Source organism: Anaerotignum sp., assembly GCF_040307045.1.
Taxonomy (GTDB): domain Bacteria; phylum Bacillota; class Clostridia; order Lachnospirales; family Anaerotignaceae; genus Chakrabartyella.
The window spans coordinates 68,383-89,442 of sequence record NZ_JAWRKF010000002.1 but is presented as its reverse complement, the minus strand read 5'-3'; the positions used below and the strand labels follow the sequence as shown (position 1 = coordinate 89,442).

Sequence of the window (21,060 nt, the reverse complement as noted above, 5' to 3'; positions counted from 1 at the left end):
ACGTGTTATAATAAAAAATGTGAAAACTCCCCAATATTTTCACATTGCGGTAAATCCGTAATCCCAATAAGAAATACCTTCTCTTTTTGGAAAAGAGCAGTCATCGGCAGGCTGCTCTTTTTCCTTTGTTCAAAATACGAAATTATGAATCAAAAATGAAAAGAAATACTATAGGTTTCGCTTCAAATATATATTTCCACCCATTTTATGGTATAATAAATAAATAGGATTATGTGAAATATGATTTTCATTAAGCTTTTTGATGGTTCTTGACCATTTTGTGATATTCTGTGAAAATATTTTTTCAATCAGTGTTTTTTTGGAGTTGTGCGAGGCCATGATATAATAATCGAACTTTTTACGATGATTAAGCAAAAGTTATTTATAGTACAAGATGTTTTAAGATAGTATATGCTTTTTTATATTGCTTATAGAAAAGCTATTCATATCATCCGGAAAAAGCAAATGTCGACTTTGACGTCCCATCCTTTTTCTGGGATAATAATAGAATCGTGTAAACCTGGGTAAAGGTGGTGATTGTTTGCCAAATTATACTGATTTTTCTTGGCTTAGAAAGATTCCCTATTTTTGTTCTCAAGCTATATTTAGCGATGAAACTATAAATTATAGAATACCCGTAGAACCCTCCCAATTCGATACGGTTACGGTTACCCTTAGGGCAGGTCGGGATATAGAGTTGCAGCCTTATCTATGCACAGATAAAACCCGTTTTCCTATGGTTAAAATGAGGGCAAATTTTGTTTTTGATTATTATCAAGTGGTGTTACCACCTTCGGCAGAAGCAGTGCGGTACTATTTTTGTATAGAGGGGGAGGGTTTTACCCTCTATTACACCAAGTATGGTGTTTTTGGAGAGTATCAGAGGGAAGGCTGGTTCGAAATTTTGAAGGATTACCACACACCTCAGTGGGCAAAGGGTGGGGTGATGTATCAAATCTACCCGGATCGTTTTTTCAATGGAGATCAGAAAAATGATGTTTTGACCAACGAGTATATGTATTTGGGAAAACCCGTTAATCGGGTGGAAGATTGGTATAAAAACCCTCAGCCCCAGGATATTCGTAATTTTTATGGGGGAGATTTGCAAGGAATTATGGATAAGATGGATTATCTGGAGGATTTGGGCATTGAAGCTCTTTATTTAAATCCGATTTTTGTATCCCCAAGCAATCATAAATACGACATTCAGGATTATGAGCATATTGATCCCCACCTTGGCATAATTGAAAAGGATGAAGGTGCCCTGCTTTTTGGTGGGGAGGACAATGTGGAGGCAACCAGGTATATCACCCGTGTGACCAATGAAACAAATTTAGAAAAGAGCGATATGCTTTTTGCCGCTTTGGTGGAAGAAGCCCATCAAAGAGGAATCAAGGTTATCATGGACGGTGTGTTTAACCACTGTGGTGCCTTCCATAAATGGATGGATAAAGAGGGGATTTATATTGGAAAAAATGTGGGTGCCTATCAGGGGGAAAGCAGCCCCTATCGTCCCTACTTTTATTGGAAAGAGGATGGTCGTAGCTATGAGGGCTGGTGGGGGTTTGAAAATCATCCTAAGCTCAATGTAGAAGGCTGTGCAAAATTACGGGAAGAAATATTTAAGATCGGGGAGAAATGGGTTTCCCCGCCTTATTGTGCAGATGGTTGGAGGCTAGATGTTGCGGCAGACTTGGGTCGTACGGAAGCATTTAACCATGCCTTTTGGCGTGAGTTTAGAAATGTGATAAAAAAGGCTAACCCTGATGCCTTTATATTAGCGGAGCATTATGGAGAGGCAAAGCCTTGGCTTTGGGGGGATGAATGGGATAGCATCATGAACTATGATGCCTTTATGGAACCATTGACTTGGTTTTTGACGGGGGTTTCTAAGCATAGCACCGAGGGACGGGATGATTTGTATAACAATTCTGATGTGTTTTGGGGCAGCATGAGCTACCAGATGGCAAAACTGCCTTTTCAGGCAATGAATACTGCTATGAATCAACTTTCCAACCATGACCATTCCCGTTTTTTAACCCGTACCAATGGTCAGATAGGTCGATTGGAAACCCATGGGGCAAAGGGGGCAGAGGCGGATGTTCGCCTTAGCGTGATGCGGGAGGCAGTGCTGTTTCAAATGACTTGGCTAGGGGCACCCACCATCTATTATGGCGATGAAGCGGGGGTGACGGGGTGGACGGATCCTGATAACCGCAGAACTTACCCTTGGGGGAAAGAAAACTTAGATCTTATTGCATACCATAAAACCTGCATTGGTCTGCGCAAAGAAAATGAGGCGTTGCGCTTTGGCTCTTTAAAGCAGCTTTTTGGAGAGTATGGTGTCATTGGCTATGGAAGATTTACTGAGGCAAATAAATGTGTTGTTATACTGAATAACAATGAAACCGACAAAGAAATCTTTATTCCTGTTTGGCAAATTGGTGTCAGAGAGAAAGGACGGATGAAAACCCTTGTTACTACAGAGGAATGGGGTTATCACCAGAAAAGTACAACTTATAAAGTAGAAAATGGCCACCTGCGGATTTTGTTGCCGCCCAAAAGTGGGGTTCTTTTAAAGGAAGTGTAGAAATGGATTGGAAAATAATTTTTGAGGATGAGGCAATGCTTGTGGTAAGAAAGCCCCAAGGTATGCCAACTCAGGCAGATAAAACAGGGGATTTGGATTTGCTTTCTGCCTTACAGCAGCATTGTGGTCATCCTTTGGGCTTGGTTCACCGCTTAGATAGACCTGTTGGGGGGCTTTTGGTTTTCGCTAAAACAAAAAATGCGGAAATGGCCTTAGCAAAGCAAATGCAAGAGGGACTTTTGGAAAAACGCTATCACACCGTCCTTTGTGGGCGTTTGCCCCAAGAAAAAGGTAGTCTTATTAATTATTTGAAAAAAAATATGAGAACAAACCTTTCTGAGGTTGTTTCTTCCAAGGACAAAATGGCAAAAAAGGCAGTTTTGCACTATCAAGTTTTACAAACCATAACGGAAGAGGATCAAGTTTTGAGTTATGTGGAAATACAATTGGAAACGGGACGTCATCATCAAATTCGTGTGCAGACCTGCCATGCAGGAGCCCCAATCTGGGGGGATAAAAAGTATAATCCCCTTTTTCAAAGGGGTGGTAGAACAGAAATTGCCCTTTGGTCTTACGCTTTAAAGGGCGTTCATCCCATTACGAAAAAGCCTTGGTATTTTGAGGATTTTCCCAGGGAAGGCGCATTTCAGTTTTTTGCTGGAAAATGATAAAACAAGCTTTGCATTTTCCTAATATGTGTATTATAATGTGGGTATCCGAATGTAAGGTTAGCTTACCCATAAAAAGGGGTCTTAATTTCATTTAAATGAAAATATTTCAGGTATCCTCGCAAGATATTGTTCGTATAATTATTTTAAATAGAAAAAGAATAGAAGAACTGCAAAGTTCTTTTATTTTAAACATAGATTTAGCAATCACAAGCTTTGATGGCTAACAAGCTAAGGAAGGTGAAGAACATGGAAGGAAAATATACAAAAAAAGCACAAGAGGTTTTAGCGAGAGCCCAAGAGGCGGCATTAAAACTAGGTAATAAGTATGTAGGTACTGAGCATATTTTGCTAGGGTTAACCTTAGTTCAGGAGAGTGTTGCAGCAAAAGCCCTAGAAGCCCAAGGGGTTACCTACCATCAGGTTATGGATAGAATCGTTGCATTAAATGAATATAACAAAACCTTTTATGTTCCTGCAGATTATACCCCTAGAGCAAAAAGGGTGGTTGAATTTAGCTTGCAGGAAGCAACAAAAATGGGAATGGGCTATGTTGGTACAGAGCATATGCTGATTTCCTTAATTCGGGAAGAAGATAATATCGCAACCAAAATTTTGAGGGACTTAAACGTAAATCGTCAGCAGGTTTATGCGGAAATCATGAATATGTTGGGTGCGGGGGAAAGCGAAGTTTCAGGTGCAAAGGGCATGAATCCTCATGGGGAAGAGACAGAAAAAAGTGCCACAGAAACTTTGGATAAGTTTAGCCGCAATCTAACAGATATGGCTAAAAATAATAAATTTGACCCTATTGTAGGTAGGGATTTGGAAATTGAGCGTATCATCCAGATTTTGAGCCGCAGAACAAAAAATAATCCTTGCTTGGTGGGAGACCCCGGTGTGGGGAAAACTGCGATTGTTGAGGGTCTTGCGCAAAAAATTGCCGATGGTAATATTCCTGATGTTTTAAAAAATAAAAAAATCATCAGCTTAGACCTCTCTGCTGTGGTTGCTGGTTCAAAATATCGCGGTGAATTTGAAGATAGAATGAAAAAAGCTTTGGCAGAAGTCCGTGCCGATGGCAACATTATTTTATTCATTGATGAAATTCATACCATCATCGGAGCCGGTGCAGCCGAGGGAGCCATTGATGCATCCAATATTTTAAAGCCATCCTTGGCAAGGGGAGAAATTCAGCTCATTGGTGCCACAACCATGGATGAATATCGTAAATATATTGAAAAGGATGCTGCCTTTGAACGCCGTTTTCAGCCGGTTAAGGTGGAAGAACCCACAGAGCAGGCCGCCATTGCCATGCTGCGGGCTCTACGTGACAGATATGAAGTGCATCATAAAGTGACCATTACCGATGAAGCGGTGGAAGCGGCAGTGAAGCTTTCTATGCGTTATGTGTCCGACCGTTTTTTGCCGGATAAAGCCATTGATTTGATTGATGAGGCTGCTTCTCGTTTGCGTTTAAAAGCTTATACTGCGCCAACAGGCGTGAAAGATTTAAAAAAGAAACTGGTGGAGATGGAAAAAGAAAAGGAAGAATCCATCAAAACCGAGGATTTTGAAAAGGCAGGCCAAATTAAAAAACAACAGGATATTTTGCGTACGCAGTTGAAAGAGGCCCAGAAAGCATGGGAAAAAGAAAACGATACCAACGGTCAGACTGTGACTGCCGAAGAAGTGGCAGAAGTTCTTTCCCGTTGGACGGGAATTCCTTTGCAAAGCTTAAAAGAGGAAGAAACAACAAGACTGCTTGCCTTGGAAGACACCCTGCACGAAAGGGTTGTGGGACAGCATGAAGCAGTGAAAGCCGTAGCAAGAGCAGTGCGCCGTGGCCGCGTTGGCCTAAAAGATCCCAATAGACCCATTGGCTCTTTTTTGTTTTTAGGCCCCACAGGTGTGGGTAAAACTGAACTTTCAAAGGCGTTAGCCCAAGCCCTTTTTGGCGATGAAAACTCCATGATTCGCATTGATATGTCAGAATATATGGAAAAGCATAGTGTAGCCAGAATGGTGGGGGCTCCTCCTGGGTATGTTGGCTATGAAGAAGGGGGCCAGCTCAGTGAGAAAGTTCGCAGAAATCCTTATTCTGTGATTCTTTTTGATGAGATTGAAAAGGCATCCCCCGAGGTATTTAACGTGCTCTTACAGGTACTGGATGATGGGCATATTACCGATGGCCAGGGCAGAAAGGTGGATTTCAAAAATACGGTTATTATCATGACCTCAAACGCAGGAGCAAGAAGCATTGCTGCACCCAAAAAACTTGGCTTTACCAGTGTGGAAACAGCCCAACAAAGCTATGAATCTATGAAAAAAGGTGTAATGGACGAAGTGAAAAATATTTTTAAGCCGGAGTTTATCAACCGTATCGATGATATCATTGTGTTCCATCCATTGGAACAGAAGGATATTGTAGAAATTGTAAAACTGATGGCAAAAACCCTCTCTCACAGAGTTTTGGAAAATATGGACATTACGTTAACCTTTACAGACAAAGCAATCGAAAAAATTGCAGAGGAAGGCTATGACAAGGCTTATGGTGCAAGACCCTTGCGCCGCGCTCTGCAAACCAAGATTGAGGATGTATTTGCCGAAGAATTTTTGAGTGGAAATATCCAAAAAGGCACCAAGGTATCTGTAGGCGTGAAATCCAACGGTTTTTCCTTCAGAATTGTGAAATAATTGTAAGTTTTCCAGTGGAAATTAAAAATTTGGGTATATACCAAAACTGTGTTTTGTGTTATAATCATCCTAATCCAAATGATGAGAGAAATTTGGCGATATTTGGGATTATATATCGAAAAGTATATTCAGAAAGTGAAATTTTGGGAGGTAGCGTAATGGCTGTAATCGAAGAATTGATTCGTCAAGAAGAAGATGGAAGTATCAGCTTCGGCAACTATTTGATGGATGAAAAGAAAAAAGTATTGGACTTTGAAGTGCAAGGTGATCTTTACAAGGTTAAAACATACAATGAAATTACCAAGCTGGAAAAGAACGGAAAGATGCTCATGGAGGTAGTGCCTGGCGCTACCATACATAAATTCACATTGACTGATAAGGGTGCATATTTTATGGTTGAAGGTCAAGAAGACGTTCAGTTAACCTTAGAAATGGAACCTACAACAGATTACAAAATTTTAATTGATGATGTAAACGTTGGAAAAGTAAAAACAAATATGGCAGGTAAAGTAACTCTAGGGGTAGAATTACAAAACAATACGCCATATGTGAAGGTTGAAAAGATCGGTTAAGAAACAAAAAGTGGACTGTATAATTCATACAGCCCACTTTTTTCTAAATTCTGAAGCATTTTTGGGTGTGGGAGTGGAGATATGAAAACAAAAACAGTGTATATTTGTTCCTCTTGTGGATATAAAAGTCCAAAATGGGCAGGTAAATGTACCAGCTGTGGAGAATGGAATACGTTCGAGGAGCGAGAAGAAATAAAAGGTGCAAAGGGTTCCCTTGGCGCAAAGGCCAATGGCAAAACCCCTTCCTATCAGCCCATTTCTCGTCTGTCTGAGGTGCAGATTATGGGGGATGAACGCTTTTTTACGGGCATTTCAGAGTTTGACCGTGTTATGGGCGGCGGCATCGTTAGGGATTCTGTTACCATCATTACGTCCCCTCCTGGTGGTGGCAAATCCACATTATCCTTAATGGTGGCCAGTCAATTGGCAAAGGGTGGAAAGCGGGTGCTGTATGCCTCTGGGGAAGAAAGTGATAGCCAGATTAAGAGCCGCGCTGAGCGTATTTTGGAAAAAGTAGAAGAAAATATTTGGATTTTGGCAGATACCTCCATGGACCGTGGTCTGGAAGCAATTTTAGAAGTGGATGCGGATTTTGTTATTTTAGATAGCATTCAAACCTTTGCTTTGGCGGAGTATTATCCCTCACGGGCGGGAAACCCCACCCAGACCATGGAATGTGCCTCGGCCTTGGTGCAAATTGCAAAAAACAAGGCTCGACCAAGGGCGGTTTTTATGATTGGGCAGATGAACAAAAACGATGAAATTGCAGGCCTAAGAGCTTTAGAGCATTTGGTGGATACAGTTTTAGTTTTGGAGGGCGATGGTGCAGAGGAATTGAGAAGTTTAACAGCCACCAAAAATCGCTTTGGCAGCACAGGTGAGATGGGCTTTTTTGCTATGACGGAAAAAGGTCTTACATCTATAGATAACCCGTCAGAATTTTTTGTAACCAAAAGAAAAAAGGAGGATGCCGTTTCAGGAAGTGCCATTACTGTTTTGCGAGAGGGTTCTCGTGCTGTTGTGGCGGAAATTGAAAGCTTGGTTTCCAACTCTTTTACACCATATCCCTCCAGAATTAGCGAAACAATGAAAAAGGACACCCTAAATACGCTGATTTCTGTGTTGGAACAACGTGGTGGGATTAAACTTTATGATAAGAATGTGGTTGTAAAAACTACAGGTGGGTTATATTTAAAAGAACAGGCTGCAAACTTGGCAGTGCTAATGAGCATTGTGTCAGGTGTAAAGGATGTGGCTTTGCCATCAGACTGGGCATTCATTGCCGATGTAGGGTTGACGGGTGAATTGAAAAAAATACCTGCCATGGAGGGCCGTATTCGTGAATTGGATAGAATGGGATTTACAAAGGCATTTGTCGCTGCTGAGGGGGCAAAAAAAGTAAAATTAGATAATTTAGAGGTGGTTGAATGCAAAAACCTCACACATTTAATGGAAAAAATTTTCCCCCATGGGAAAAAATGACGAAGTGTATAAGTTTTACTTATATAATTCTTTACAGATTTTTAGTTTACGAATAAGCCATCGTATATTATAATAGTGAACAAGGTTTTTAATTGTAAACTTGGGATTCTAATTTTAAGACATAATGATTAAGGAGGTATAAAAATGCAGGAAGTACAAATTAAGAAATTTAAAAAGGTGCTTGTAGCGAACCGTGGCGAAATCGCCATTCGTGTGTATCGTGCCTTGAACGAACTGGGAATCCAGACTATAGGTATCTTTTCCAAAGAAGATAAATATTCTCTGTTCCGCACCAAAACAGATGAGGCTTACATGCTCAATCCTGAGAAGGGGCCTATCGATGCATATTTAGACATTGATAATATCATCAAGATTGCAAAGGCCAAGGGGGCAGATGCTATCCATCCTGGCTATGGCTTCCTTTCCGAAAATCCTGACTTTGTGTCTGCTTGTAAAAAAGCAGGAATTGCTTTTATTGGTCCCGAGGTTGAAGTTATGTACGCAATGGGTGATAAAATCTCCTCTAAGCAAATGGCCATCGAATGCAATGTGCCTATCATCCCTGGTGTAGATCATGCAATTCGTGATTTAGACGAGGTGATGGCAGTTGCTGAAAAGGTAGGCTACCCTGTTATGCTTAAGGCAAGCAATGGTGGTGGCGGCCGTGGTATGCGTATTGTCAATAGCTCCGCTGATATGCCCAAAGAGTTTGAAGAAGCTAGAAACGAAGCGAAAAAAGCCTTTGGTGATGATAAAATTTTCGTAGAAAAATATCTGCGTAACCCCAAGCACATCGAAGTGCAGGTTTTGGGTGATAAATATGGCAATGTGGTTCATCTGTTTGACCGTGACTGTTCCGTGCAAAGACGCCATCAGAAAGTTGTGGAATTTGCCCCAGCTTTTACTATAAGCGATGCTGTTCGTGAAAAGATTTTTGCCGATGCTGTTCGTCTTTCCAGACATGTTTCCTATAAAAATGCGGGCACGTTGGAATTCTTGGTGGATGCTGATGAAAACTACTATTTCATCGAAATGAACCCTAGAATCCAGGTTGAACATACCGTTACAGAAGAAGTAACAGGTATTGATATCGTTCAGGCTCAGATTTTGATCGAAGAAGGATATCCTTTGAACTCCCCAGAAATCGGTATTAGTTCTCAGGAAGACATTGCTTGCAATGGGTATGCCATTCAATTGCGTATCACCACAGAAGATCCAGCAAACAACTTCTTGCCTGATACTGGAAAAATCAACGTGTACCGTTCCTCTGCAGGTAAGGGCATTCGTTTGGATGGGGGCACAGCCTATACAGGTGCTGAAATCACTCCTTACTATGATAGCTTGCTGGTTAAAATCATTGCCCACGACAGACGCTTTGAAGGTGCAACCCACAAAGCAATTCGTGCCATCAAAGAAACCAGAATTCGTGGTGTGAAAACCAATATTCCCTTCCTCATCAACGTGTTGCAGAGCCAGATTTGGAGCGATGGTAAGTGTACAACTACATTTATCGAAAGTACACCTGAATTATTTCACATTGTTCCTGGTAAAGACCGAGCAACCAAAATTGCAGAATTTATTGGCAATAAAATTGTAAATGAATCCAAAGGCCGCAAGCCTGAATTTGATAAGATTGTGCCTCCTTCTTTTGGAAAAAATGAAGATGGAACTACTATTGAAGTCAATGGTGCTAAAAACGCATTCTTAAAAATGGGCGCAAAAGAATTCACACAGAGCTTAATGAAGGAAAAACGCCTCTTTGTGACAGATACAACCATGCGTGATGCCCACCAGTCATTAATGGCAACACGTTTGCGTACAAACGACTTGATTGTGGCAGCACCTGCAACGAACATGGCTATGGAAAATGCGTTCTCCGTTGAAGCATGGGGCGGTGCAACCTTCGACGTGGCATATCGCTTCCTAAAGGAGTCCCCTTGGATTCGACTTCAGCAGTTATCTAAGGCTATGCCAAACACATTGATTCAGATGTTGTTGCGTGCATCCAACGCCGTTGGATACGCAAACTACCCTGACAATGTAGTTCAGGAGTTTATTAAAATTTCCGCGGAACGAGGCGTAGACGTTTTCCGTATTTTCGACAGCTTAAACTGGATTGAAAACATGAAAATGCCTATCGAAGAATCCTTAAAAACAGGAAAAATTGTTGAGGGCGCCATTTGTTACACAGGCGATATTCTAGATCCTAAAGAAACAAAATACACATTGGATTACTATGTGCGTAAAGCAAAAGAGTTGGAAGCATTGGGATGTCACATTTTTGCCATCAAAGATATGGCAGGGTTGCTGAAGCCATATGCAGCCAAAGAGCTGTTTGCAGCGCTGAAGTCCGAATTGAATATTCCTTTGCACCTGCATACCCATGACACAACAGGTAACGGTGTGAGCACCGTTTTAATGGCAGCAGAAGCAGGGGTAAACATTGCCGACTTGGCAATCCAGTCTATGAGCTCCCTAACCAGTCAGCCTTCCATGAATGCTGTTGCAGAGGCGTTGAAGGGCACAGAGAGAGACACGGGCTTGGATACGGATCAATTGACAGAATTAAGCCGCTATTATGAAGGTGTTCGTCAAATTTTCACAGGCTTTGAAAGTGAAATGAAAACACCCAATACTGAAATTTATAAATATGAAATTCCTGGCGGCCAGTATTCAAACTTATTGGCACAGGTGAAGGCTATGGGCTCTGCTGACAATTTTGAAGAAATCAAGCACCTTTATAAGCAAGCAAATGACCTTTTGGGCAACATCATCAAAGTTACACCATCCTCCAAGGTTGTGGGGGATATGGCCATCTTTATGTCCAAGAATGGTTTGAACAAAGATAACATCCTTACAGAAGGAAAGGATTTATCCTATCCTGACTCCGTTGTGGATTACTTCATGGGCAACATCGGTAAGCCAGAAGGTGGTTTCCCAGAAGAATTACAGAAAATTGTTCTGAAGGGTCAGAAGCCTATCGAAGGCAGAGCGGGCGCATTGTTGCCTCCTGCAGACTTAAAGGCCATTGAAAAGCATTTGCTTGAAACCCATACTATGAAGCGCATCAACCCTAGAAATATCATTAGCTACGCTATGTATCCAAAGGTATATGATGACTATTGCTTCCACTGGGAATACTACACAGACGTGTCCAAATTAACCAGTGATGTTTACTTCTTTGGTTTGGCTAAGGGGGAAGAAACTTCCATCGAAATTGGGGAAGGCAAAAACATCTTAATCAAATATATCGATATGTCCGACCCTGACTCTGAAGGCTTCCGTACCCTTACTTTTGAAATCAACGGCTCTGTTCGTGAAGTGAAAGTATTGGATCAGAACTTGGAAGTTAAGAGTGATCGAAGATTAAAAGCAGATAAGAGCAATCCTTTCCATTTGGGTTCCTCCATCCCTGGTACAATTAGCAAAATTTTTGTGAAAGAAGGGGATGCAGTTAAGAAAAATCAGCCTCTGCTTACAGTTGAAGCAATGAAGATGGAAACATCTATTGTTGCTAAAGAAGATGGCGTAATTGATAAAATCTATGCTGTAGAAGGGGAAAAGGTAAGCCAGGGCGACCTGTTGGTATCTTTTGCAAAAGAGAAGTAAAGAATAGATGTAGTTTTGGTGCTAAAAAGGATCAGACGGATTTTCAAAGCAATCCTTTCCAGCAAAATGAATTAACATAAAAAAGCCGCAGAGGAATCTGCGGCTTTTGATTGTTTAAAGGAGAAAAATTGTATTTGTTGAATTTATGATATTATATGTGGTTAGCGCTCATCCAAAAGCTTGCAAAACTACGACCATTGCAAAGAGCTGGATGAAGAAAGAAATGCCCGCCGCAACCCTCATTTTAGAAGGAAGTATTTTGTTTGCCCGCCCATTGTATTATTCCTCTAGGGGGAGGCCGAAAGCAACAAAAAGGGTTAAGATGGAAATCATGAAAAATAATAGGGCACCTATCACCGCATACATATCTTTTCCTTTCTTATTGTAAAAAAAGCTATAAAAATGAAATGTGGTAGTATTTTACCAAAGGACACAGGGTAATTCAAGCGTACTCAAGAGGGAAGTTGTTGGGGCGAAAGGGCTTCTCAGCAAATAAAAAACAGCAATTTTTCAGGAAAACTGATCAATTGCTGTTTTTCACTTGGGAATTTTATTTACTTACCGATGGACTGCTTATATTTTGCAACGTCAGCATCGGTGAGAGGTTTCAATTCTTCGGGAGATCTCCATCTAACCCAAATTCTTCCCTGCATAGCGGGAATATCCAAAGGAGAATCCATGGCATCTTTATCAATGCCAACAACGGTGTCATTATCGCCATTAAACATAATTTCAAAAGGCTTTTCTACGCCATTTTCAAACACAAACATTTGCGTGCTGTAATAATTCAGGTATCCCCCTTCGCTTAAAAGATGTTCCTCCAATTTTTCAATGGAAGGGAAGGTAATCAAATACCAATTTCCATCGGAATCGGAATAATCGTAAAGCTGATACCCTGTGAATTCCAGTTCTTCCGTGCCAGTTGCACCTTTGTCACTGTTTGCAGAGCCTTTTAAGGTTAGGGGTTTTCCATTTTTCCCATCACTTAAAATTTCAGTGCCTGCAAGGAAGCATTCAACGAAGCTTTTTACTTCATTTTCTTTAAACTTTCCTTTTACAACGGTATAATCTCCATTGTCATAAGAAAGACTACCAAGTTCACTCAAAAATTGCTTTAGTGTTTTAACCATTTCCAGTACCTCCAAAAAATAGTAAATCCTAATCTATTTAACATTTAATAATATTTTGTTCATTCTGTCAATAGATATTCTCGCTTTGTTTGGGGTTGAAGAGGTAGTTGGGAACTTTTCCCCCAATAATGGTGTCTACCAGCATAATTTTTTTTGTAAGAGTTATTTTTTCTTGATAAAGAGGATTGACGATTTGCATTTCCAAGGATAAATTGATCCAAATTTTATAATTTATCTGATTGATCCCTGCTGAAACAAAAGAGGTTTCGTAGTCGGAGTCAACTCCGCCACCGGGCATTAGGGTAAAAGGGATTTTTGGACCCCAGTTTGAAAAAAAGTTAGACTTTGAGGCTGCACCCAGAGGAATTAATATTCTCTCGTTGGAAATATTTTGCATAGAAGTATTAATTTTTTTGTTTAGGGTGGTGCAAAATAAGTTTATTTGCTGAGTGTTAGTGCTATATGTAGGGTTTTCTTGATCAGTTATGGTTAAGAAATCCTCTGTGGAAAGAGGGAGCTCTTTCATAACACTTTGTATACAATCATCTATCATTTCATTGGCAATGGCCATGGATCGATTATGGGAAATGGCCTGCAAGGAAGGCACAATGGTTTTCTCAAATTGTCGCAGGACTAAAATTGTAAGCAAAAAGGCAAAAATAAAAATAATAATCAATGAGATTAAGCCTTGATTCTTATTTTTTTTGCGAAGTTTTTTTCCCATTTTTTTTCACCTCCTTAAATCTAAGGTATGATAGAAAACCCTAGAATATCAAAGAGAAATGGTGAACAAAAAATTTCCACATAATGAATAAAAAATGCAAAATCAAAGGATTAAGATTGTTGTAATGAAATTTTCCTTTTCCTCATTGGGGATTTCTGCTATAATCATATTGAAATAAAGGGGGTTTATGTACATGAGTGATACGCATCAGCGGAGACGTCCATCTGACGGATCCCAAAGAAGCAGTTCGTCATCTCGCTCTTCTCGCACATCTAGCTCATCAAACTCATCGAACTCCTCACGCTCACAGCGCTCAAATCAAAACAAGAAAAAGCGTCGAAAGCGTAAAGGTTCGAGTAAAGTTTGGAAAGTTTTGATGGCAATTGTCATCATCATTGGCTTTGCCGTTGTCGGGGCTGGGCTAGGTACAGTGTTTGGTATCCTAAAAGGCACGGATGTATTAAACACTGCAGATGTTACACCTGAATCTTATACTTCGCTGATATTCGATGCGAAGGGTGAAGAGTTTGATAAACTTCATGGAGACGAAAATAGAGAATATGTTAAGCTGAGTCAAATTCCTGAATATTTGCAAAAGGCTGTTATCTCCATTGAGGACGAGCGTTTTTATGAGCATAATGGTATTGATATGCGAGGTATCATGAGGGCTATGGTTGAAAATATAAAAACCTTTAGCTTCTCCCAAGGTGCCAGCACACTTACACAGCAGCTCATTAAAAACGAAGTTTTAACGAACGAAAAAACAATTGTTAGAAAAATTAAAGAACAATATTTGGCAGTATCCCTAGAAAATTCTTTGGAAAAACAGCTGGGCTCCAAAAAAGCTGCAAAGGATTATATTTTGGAATTATACTTGAACACCATTGGTTTGAGCCATGGTTTAAATGGTGTGGAATCGGCAGCCCAGTATTATTTTGGTAAGAACGCAAGCCAGCTTACCCTGGCTGAATGTGCTTCCATCGCAGGTATAACCAAAAATCCAAGCCAGTATGCGCCGGACACAAAACCTGAAAAAAATAAAGAACGTCAAATGACGGTTTTGAAAAAAATGCTGGATTTAAATCATATTACCCAAAGTGAGTATGATCAGGCGGCGGCGGAGGATATTTATGCAAACCTAGTTTGCAGTGACGCCGAGGACGAAACCGCAACAGCAAACCATAATTATTTTGTGGAGGCAATGATTGATCAAATTGCCAAGGACTTGGTTGCCAAGAAGAACTATAATAAGGCACAGGCCTACGACCTGATTTATAGTGGTGGTTTACAAATTTATTCAACCATGGACACTGCTATGCAGTCAGCCTTGGAATCAGCATTTTTGGATGACAGCCTTTTCCCTGCTTCTGATGGTACCCTTGACGTAACATATTTGATTTCAGTTATGGATACCACCAATTCAGATACGAAAAGTAATCAGTCTCACTATGAAAGAAAAACCACAGCCAGAAGCCAAGAAGAGGTAGATGCTTTTGTTGCTTCTGTGAAGGAAGAACTGCTGGATGAAACCCATGTGTTGGTTTTGGATAAGGTAACTGTTTCTAAGTCCTTGCAGGCAGCAATGGTTATTATGGATCAGCACAATGGTCAGATCAAAGCATTGGTTGGGGGTAGAGGGCAAAAGCCCGGTGACTCTGTATTTAACCGTGCAACCCAGGCACTGCGTCAGCAGGGTTCTGCAATGAAGCCTTTGGCATCCTATGCGCCAGCAATCGATATGGGCATTTTGATGCCAGGGTCTGTTATCATTGATGAACCTGTAACCTATGGCACTTGGTCACCAAAAAACTGGAACGGCAAATTCCTTGGCCCTCGTACAGTGAGACAGGGTATCAGAGATTCCATGAATATTTTAGCCATCAAAACCTTTATGATGGTTGGTGCAGATGCATCCTTCAAATATATGGAGGACTTTGGCTTATCCACCTTGGTGCAAGAAGATAAGGCGGCAACAACGGCTTTAGGTGGTTTAACCAAGGGTATCTCTGTGCTTGAAGGTACAGCGGCCTATGCAACCATTGCCAATGGTGGCGTTTATAATGAGCCACAGTATTATACCGTTGTGTATGACCATGATGGTAACGTACTGCTAGATAACTCCGGTGCAAAAACCCACCGTGTGATCAAAGAAACAACGGCTTATATGCTAACTGATATGATGAAAGATGTTATTACTGGTGGTACTGGTGGTCAGGCGGCACTTAGCGGTATGCGTGTAGCAGGTAAGACAGGTACAACCAATGATACCAAGGACTTAACCTTCTATGGTTATACACCTTATTATACAGCAGGTATTTGGATGGGGTATGATACTGCAAAAGTAATCAGCAATCCAGGCAATGCCCACCTGAAAATTTGGCGTACGGTGATGAATCAGGTGCACCAAGGCCTTTCGAATAAAGAATTTGAAAAACCAAGTGGCCTTGTAACACAGACATATTGTGCCGCTTCTGGGGACATCCCAACAGATTTGTGCGGTCAGGATTATTATGGTTATACAACCCATTCTGATTTGGCGGCATCAGACTTTAAAGGACCTACTGAAGTATGTAAGATGCACAAGGTATTTACCGTTTGCACAGAGTCAGGAAAACTTGTATCTGATAAGTGCCCTAGCTCTTGCCACATGGATGTGGTTCTTGCAGTAGATGAAAATGGAAACATCGTTGGTAAACCTTCTACAATTCCTGAAGGAAGGATGGACATCAATATCCATGAAACTTGCACCATGGACCATACACCAAGCTCAATTTTCCCACCTATCGATGGAAATTTCCCTTCGGGTGGAGATGATAATACGGGCGGCAATGGTTCTGGTACCAATCCGCCAACGGATGAAGGAATAGATGGCTGGATTCCCGATGATGAAATTTGGGATGATAGTAATTTTGGAATAAATTAATAAAGTGCAGATGAAAATCTTCCGGATGCTTGAAAAAGGATCTGGAAGATTTTTTTTGGTAAAATGGCCTAAGGCCAGGATAAAAACGAGATAAATCATGTTATTTTTATGTTCATGAATTTGCAATGGATTTTCCAATGATTTGATGGTAAAATAAAGGGGCTATTAGTACAAAAGAATTGGCTTTTTTGGCCAGAGGAGGAATTAAAATGTCAATGGTTTATTTAAAATCACCCAGCACTGATCCCGCATTCAATTTGGCGTTAGAGCAATACGTTTTTGATAAAATGGATCGTAGCAAAGAATATTTCATGTTATGGCAGAATCATAACGCTGTTATTGTTGGTAAAAATCAAAATACATTTGGCGAAGTAAATCCAAAAGCAATTGAAGAAAAAGGAGTTCAGGTTATTCGTCGTCTTTCTGGCGGTGGTGCAGTTTATCATGACTTAGGAAATCTTAACTTCACCTTTATTATGGATGCAAAAGATGCCAGCGATTTGGATATTAAACTTTTTTGCCAGCCTGTTGCCTCTTTGCTTCAAGAGCTAGGAGTAGATGCCCAGGTTAATGGCAGAAATGATATTACAATAGAAGGCAAAAAGTTTTCTGGGAACTCCCAATATTTAAAAGAAGGCCGTATTATGCACCACGGTACCATTATGTACAACTCTGATTTAGATTTTGTTGCCGCTGTTTTAAATGTTGCGGGGGATAAATTTCAATCAAAGGCCGCAAAGTCAGTAAAAAGTCGAGTTACAAATGTAAAGCCATTCTTAAAAAACGAATTAACCTTGGCGGAATTTCAAGAGAAGCTGGTTTCTTATGTTTTTGCTGAGAATCCTGTTGAAACATATGACCTTACCCAAGGTGACATTGAAGCAATTGAGAAAATCAAAGAGGAGCGTTATGCCCAGTGGGATTGGAACTACGGAAAATCTCCCGAATACACTGTACAGAAAGAACGTCGCATTGATGGATGCGGAAAAATTGAAGCCCACATGAATACAAAAGAGGGTAAGATTGTAGAGGTAAAATTCTATGGCGATTTCTTTGGTGTTTGTGACCATATAGAGGTGTCAGAGGCATTGAAAGGTTGGGAATTAAAAAAAGAAACACTACAAAAGGCGTTGGAAAACATAGAGATTGAAAAATATTTCCATGGACTTTCCAAAGAACAGTTTATCGATATTTTGTTATAATTTGGGTCTGAAGGATCCTTTTTACAAATTTAGATTCAAAACAAAAAGCCCCTTTGCTATTCACAAGGTGAAAGATGTGAATCAGAGCAAGGGGCCTTTTTTGTATTAATGTAAAACTACAATAAAATTTCACTTTTTGTAGATCAAGGCTTTGCTTGAGGTAAGAGTTGAAGGGGCATGGCTTTGCAAAATAGTGAAAGTAAAAGCTAAAAAAACGGATGGTTTACTTGGCTGGGTGTCCCTTCATAATTTCTAGAATGAAAGAAGTTATGATGCAGTGGTAGATATTTTTTGTCTACCTTCATGATCCATTTCAAAGTTATCCCTGTGAATGAGCTGAGAAATGGGAACGATTTCATAGCCTTTTTCCTTTAAACCTTTTAAAATTCTATCTAGTACCTGAGGTGTATATTTGGCATCATTATGGAAAAGAATGATAGAACCATTGCCCAGGTGTTTATGGTTGAGCACCTGATTTATTTCGTGATCAGCACCCAATTCCTTCCAATCCAAACTGTCAATGTCCCACTGAATTGGATAGTAGGAGTTGGCGAAAGATGTTTCCACAACGGTGTTGTTATATTCCCCAAAAGGAGGACGGAATAAATCCATGTCAATGCCTGTCAGATCTTTCACTGCTTTGTGGCAGTCTGCCAATTCTTTGGAAATTTGTTCTGCAGATAATTGATTCATGTGGGGGTGGGTTGAGGAGTGATTGCCTAAATCATGGCCAGCTGAAGCAATTTTTTTGACTTCTTCGGGAAAATCCTCAACCCAATAACCACAAAGGAAAAAGGTCGCTTTTACATCATTCTCCCCAAGAATGCGAAGTAATTCATCAGTGTCATCTGCACCCCACGCTGCATCAAAACTAACGGAAACCTGAGGTTTGTCGGTTTCTACACAGTAAATAGGGAGTTTCCGTTCGGTTTTTGCTGATACAATAGAGGATACTTTTGCGGCCGCAGGTGGTACCAAGCAGCTACAAACACCCACACAGGCAACCAGAGCCAAAGCCCCTAAAATATGTTTTTTTCTGATATGTATTGCTTTGAACAATTTCATTATGCTACCTCCGAGCTTTTTTACCAATATATCAATTAGGACGCAAGAATATGAAAAAAACGGCTTGACAACGAAAAAAAAGAGGTCTATTATAAAAGTATGCTTAGATTATAAACATATGTAAAGAAGGTGAGAAGTTGACGCAAAGAGAACGGGAAATATACGAAATTATCCGAGAAATGCCTATGATTGAACAAAGCGATATTGCCCAAAAACTCAATATAACAAGAAGTTCTGTGGCGGTTCATATCGCAAATTTGCAAAAAAAAGGGTACATTTTAGGACGAGGGTATTTGCTGAAAGAGCAGGACTACATCGTTGGGATTGGTGCTGCCAATGTGGACATTCATGGCAGAAGCAAAAAAAGTATCATTCTTAGGGATAGCAATCCAGGCAATATGAGTTCCTCTGCAGGGGGAGTGACGAGAAATGTTTCTGAGAATTTATCAAGGCTTGGGGCACCAGTAAAGCTAATTACAGCTTTGGGTGACGATGTTTATGCTGAGCAAATTCGAAATGATTGCACAGCGGCTGGTATTGATTTTTCCCACAGCATGGTGGTAGAAAAGCATCCATCATCCACCTATATCTCCATTTTAGATGAAAAAGGAGATATGTATGTTGCCATGTCAGATATGTCTGTGTTGCAACGGATGAATATGGACTTCTTGAAGTCTAAAGCTGGCATTATCAGTAGTGCAAAATTCATCACTTGTGATACGGGTCTTCCCGAAGAAGTTTTAGAGGGGATTTTGGATATATATGGTTCCCAAACACCTGTATTTGTAGATCCTGTTTCCTGCACCTATGCAGAGAAGATAAAGCCTTACATTGGTAAGGTAGACACACTAAAACCCAACCGAATGGAAACGGAAGTGATCAGTGGTATTCAAATCCATAACGAAACAGATTTGGAAAAGGCAGCTGATATTCTCTTGGAAAAAGGTTTAAAGCACATTTATATTAGCCTTGGTGCTGAGGGCTGTTTCTACATGAATCGGGATGGCATTAAGATCAAGCGGGCACTGAAACCGTTGGAACAGATGGAAAATGCCACAGGGGGCGGCGATGCCTTTATGGCAGCGGTTTTATATTCTCGTATGTTGGACTTTGGTGTAGAGGAAACACTGGACTTTGCATTGGCAGCGGGTGTTGCTGCAATTTCTTATAGAGGTACCATTAACCCCAAAATGGGTGTTGATTTAATAGAAAAAATATTGGAGGAAAGAAGACTATGAATTTAGAAAAATATTTAACCATTACCCCAGAAATAAAAGAAGCAATTGCCAACAATAAGCCTGTGGTTGCTTTAGAAAGCACCATTTTAAGCCATGGAATGCCTTATCCTCAAAATGTTGAATTTGCCCATAAGGTTGAGGAAATTGTACGTGGCGAAGGTGCCATTCCTGCCACAACAGCAATTATTGATGGCAAACTAAAAGTTGGCCTTACTGCCGATGAGTTGGAGTTGATGTGCAAAGGCGAAAACGTGGGTAAGGTGAGCCGCCGTGATGTTGCTGTTTACCTGGCGACGGGCAAGGTTGGCGCAACAACCGTTGCAACCACAATGATGATTGCTGCAATGGCAGGCATCCCTATTTTTGCCACAGGGGGCATTGGCGGTGTGCATAGAGGTGCAACTGAAACCATGGATATTAGTGCTGACTTACAGGAATTGGCACACACACCTGTAGCCGTGGTAGGTGCAGGTGCAAAGTCCTTGTTAGATATTGGCCTTACGTTGGAGTATTTGGAAACCATGGGCGTGCCGGTAATCGGTGTGGATACCGATGATTTCCCTGCTTTTTATTGCAGAAGAAGTGGTTTTAAGGTAGACTTTAACGCAAAGGATGAAAAACTCATTGCAAAAATCTTGAAAACCAAATGGGACCTTAATATCCAAGGGGGAGCATTGATTGCAAATCCCATTCCTGTGGAGTATGAGCTGGACTTTGATGAGATGGAAGCCGTAATAAACCGTGCCTTGGAATTGGCCAAGGAACAGGGCATTCGAGGCAAGGATACTACCCCTTTCTTATTAAAGCACATCAAGGATATGACAGAAGGCGTTTCTTTTGCATCTAATTTGCAGCTTGCGTATCATAACGCAAAGGTAGCATCCAAAATTGCCGTGGAACTTTCTAAGTTGAACTAAACATCTAACATTGTTTTCAATAAATTACAAATTTGACATAGCTTTAGAGGGATGGAACTTCATCCCTCTTTTTTTAAAAATATTTCTTGGGAAATAAACATTCGTTGTTTCCCTTGAGGAAAAATGGATTGTTTACCCATAAAGAGAAAAAGAAGCACTTTATAAGATGGGGAGGGAAGTCTAAATAGGGGCTTTGGGTAAAGGAACAATTCAAACTGCATTAAAAAATGTTGTTCTTGCTGC

At 40.6% G+C, this 21,060-nt stretch carries 13 protein-coding genes; 10 read left to right on the top strand and 3 right to left on the bottom strand.

From position 1 onward, the window contains the following. Positions 1–541: 541 nt before the first annotated feature. The 6 genes from ABVZ64_RS00425 to ABVZ64_RS00400 all read left to right on the top strand — a co-directional run bounded on the left by ABVZ64_RS00425 (position 542) and on the right by ABVZ64_RS00400 (position 11,618). Positions 542–2,590, top strand: a complete 2,049-nt coding sequence (locus ABVZ64_RS00425; RefSeq protein WP_352399086.1) for a glycoside hydrolase family 13 protein — start codon at positions 542–544, stop codon at positions 2,588–2,590. A gap of 2 nt (positions 2,591–2,592) precedes the next feature. Next, positions 2,593–3,258 (top strand): RluA family pseudouridine synthase, encoded by a 666-nt coding sequence (locus ABVZ64_RS00420; protein ID WP_352399085.1) that lies wholly within the window; start codon positions 2,593–2,595, stop codon positions 3,256–3,258. Positions 3,259–3,507: 249 nt separating this feature from the next. Beyond that, positions 3,508–5,955, top strand: coding sequence for an ATP-dependent Clp protease ATP-binding subunit (locus tag ABVZ64_RS00415; RefSeq protein WP_352399084.1), 2,448 nt, complete (start codon positions 3,508–3,510; stop codon positions 5,953–5,955). A gap of 158 nt (positions 5,956–6,113) precedes the next feature. After that, entirely contained in the window at positions 6,114–6,527 is a 414-nt protein-coding gene (locus tag ABVZ64_RS00410) for an endosialidase (RefSeq protein ID WP_352399083.1), read from the top strand. Between the two features lie 81 nt (positions 6,528–6,608). Then, positions 6,609–8,009, top strand: a complete 1,401-nt coding sequence (gene radA, locus ABVZ64_RS00405; protein ID WP_352399082.1) for a DNA repair protein RadA — start codon at positions 6,609–6,611, stop codon at positions 8,007–8,009. 144 nt (positions 8,010–8,153) lie between these two features. Then, complete coding sequence (locus tag ABVZ64_RS00400) at positions 8,154–11,618, top strand: pyruvate carboxylase (protein WP_352399081.1); 3,465 nt, start codon at positions 8,154–8,156, stop codon at positions 11,616–11,618. 554 nt (positions 11,619–12,172) lie between these two features. Here the strand turns inward: ABVZ64_RS00400 and ABVZ64_RS00395 are convergent. Together ABVZ64_RS00395 and yunB are read right to left on the bottom strand one after the other, a co-directional pair. Continuing rightward, positions 12,173–12,748 carry a hypothetical protein gene (locus ABVZ64_RS00395; RefSeq protein ID WP_352399080.1) on the bottom strand — a complete coding sequence of 192 codons (576 nt, stop codon included), beginning with the start codon at positions 12,746–12,748 and terminating at the stop codon, positions 12,173–12,175. Between the two features lie 67 nt (positions 12,749–12,815). Beyond that, positions 12,816–13,472: a sporulation protein YunB gene (yunB, locus tag ABVZ64_RS00390; protein WP_352399079.1), complete on the bottom strand. Its 657-nt coding sequence runs from the start codon at positions 13,470–13,472 to the stop codon at positions 12,816–12,818. A gap of 193 nt (positions 13,473–13,665) precedes the next feature. Between yunB and ABVZ64_RS00385 the strand changes: the two genes are divergently transcribed. Together ABVZ64_RS00385 and lplA are read left to right on the top strand one after the other, a co-directional pair. Continuing rightward, on the top strand, positions 13,666–16,395 hold the full coding sequence (locus ABVZ64_RS00385) for a transglycosylase domain-containing protein (protein WP_352399078.1): 2,730 nt from the start codon (positions 13,666–13,668) through the stop codon (positions 16,393–16,395). Between the two features lie 209 nt (positions 16,396–16,604). Further along, positions 16,605–17,597 (top strand): lipoate--protein ligase, encoded by a 993-nt coding sequence (lplA, locus tag ABVZ64_RS00380; RefSeq protein ID WP_352399077.1) that lies wholly within the window; start codon positions 16,605–16,607, stop codon positions 17,595–17,597. 267 nt (positions 17,598–17,864) lie between these two features. Here the strand turns inward: lplA and ABVZ64_RS00375 are convergent, their stop codons facing one another. Further along, on the bottom strand, positions 17,865–18,662 hold the full coding sequence (locus ABVZ64_RS00375; RefSeq protein ID WP_352399076.1) for a polysaccharide deacetylase family protein: 798 nt from the start codon (positions 18,660–18,662) through the stop codon (positions 17,865–17,867). Positions 18,663–18,799: 137 nt separating this feature from the next. On the opposite strand from ABVZ64_RS00375, the gene ABVZ64_RS00370 reads away from it, so the two are divergent. Then, positions 18,800–19,900 carry a PfkB family carbohydrate kinase gene (locus ABVZ64_RS00370; protein ID WP_352399075.1) on the top strand — a complete coding sequence of 367 codons (1,101 nt, stop codon included), beginning with the start codon at positions 18,800–18,802 and terminating at the stop codon, positions 19,898–19,900. Further along, positions 19,897–20,817: a pseudouridine-5'-phosphate glycosidase gene (locus ABVZ64_RS00365; protein WP_352399074.1), complete on the top strand. Its 921-nt coding sequence runs from the start codon at positions 19,897–19,899 to the stop codon at positions 20,815–20,817. Before ABVZ64_RS00370 ends, ABVZ64_RS00365 begins: the two co-directional genes overlap by 4 nt. Positions 20,818–21,060 lie beyond the last annotated feature (243 nt).

Coding starts and splice junctions, on each gene's coding strand:
- yunB (WP_352399079.1), bottom strand. CDS start 13,472: ATGGGAAAAAAACTTCGCAAAAAAAATAAGAATCAAGGCTTAATCTCA.
- ABVZ64_RS00395 (WP_352399080.1), bottom strand. CDS start 12,748: ATGGTTAAAACACTAAAGCAATTTTTGAGTGAACTTGGTAGTCTTTCT.
- ABVZ64_RS00415 (WP_352399084.1), top strand. CDS start 3,508: ATGGAAGGAAAATATACAAAAAAAGCACAAGAGGTTTTAGCGAGAGCC.
- ABVZ64_RS00365 (WP_352399074.1), top strand. CDS start 19,897: ATGAATTTAGAAAAATATTTAACCATTACCCCAGAAATAAAAGAAGCA.
- radA (WP_352399082.1), top strand. CDS start 6,609: ATGAAAACAAAAACAGTGTATATTTGTTCCTCTTGTGGATATAAAAGT.
- ABVZ64_RS00375 (WP_352399076.1), bottom strand. CDS start 18,662: ATGAAATTGTTCAAAGCAATACATATCAGAAAAAAACATATTTTAGGG.
- lplA (WP_352399077.1), top strand. CDS start 16,605: ATGTCAATGGTTTATTTAAAATCACCCAGCACTGATCCCGCATTCAAT.
- ABVZ64_RS00410 (WP_352399083.1), top strand. CDS start 6,114: ATGGCTGTAATCGAAGAATTGATTCGTCAAGAAGAAGATGGAAGTATC.
- ABVZ64_RS00420 (WP_352399085.1), top strand. CDS start 2,593: ATGGATTGGAAAATAATTTTTGAGGATGAGGCAATGCTTGTGGTAAGA.
- ABVZ64_RS00385 (WP_352399078.1), top strand. CDS start 13,666: ATGAGTGATACGCATCAGCGGAGACGTCCATCTGACGGATCCCAAAGA.
- ABVZ64_RS00400 (WP_352399081.1), top strand. CDS start 8,154: ATGCAGGAAGTACAAATTAAGAAATTTAAAAAGGTGCTTGTAGCGAAC.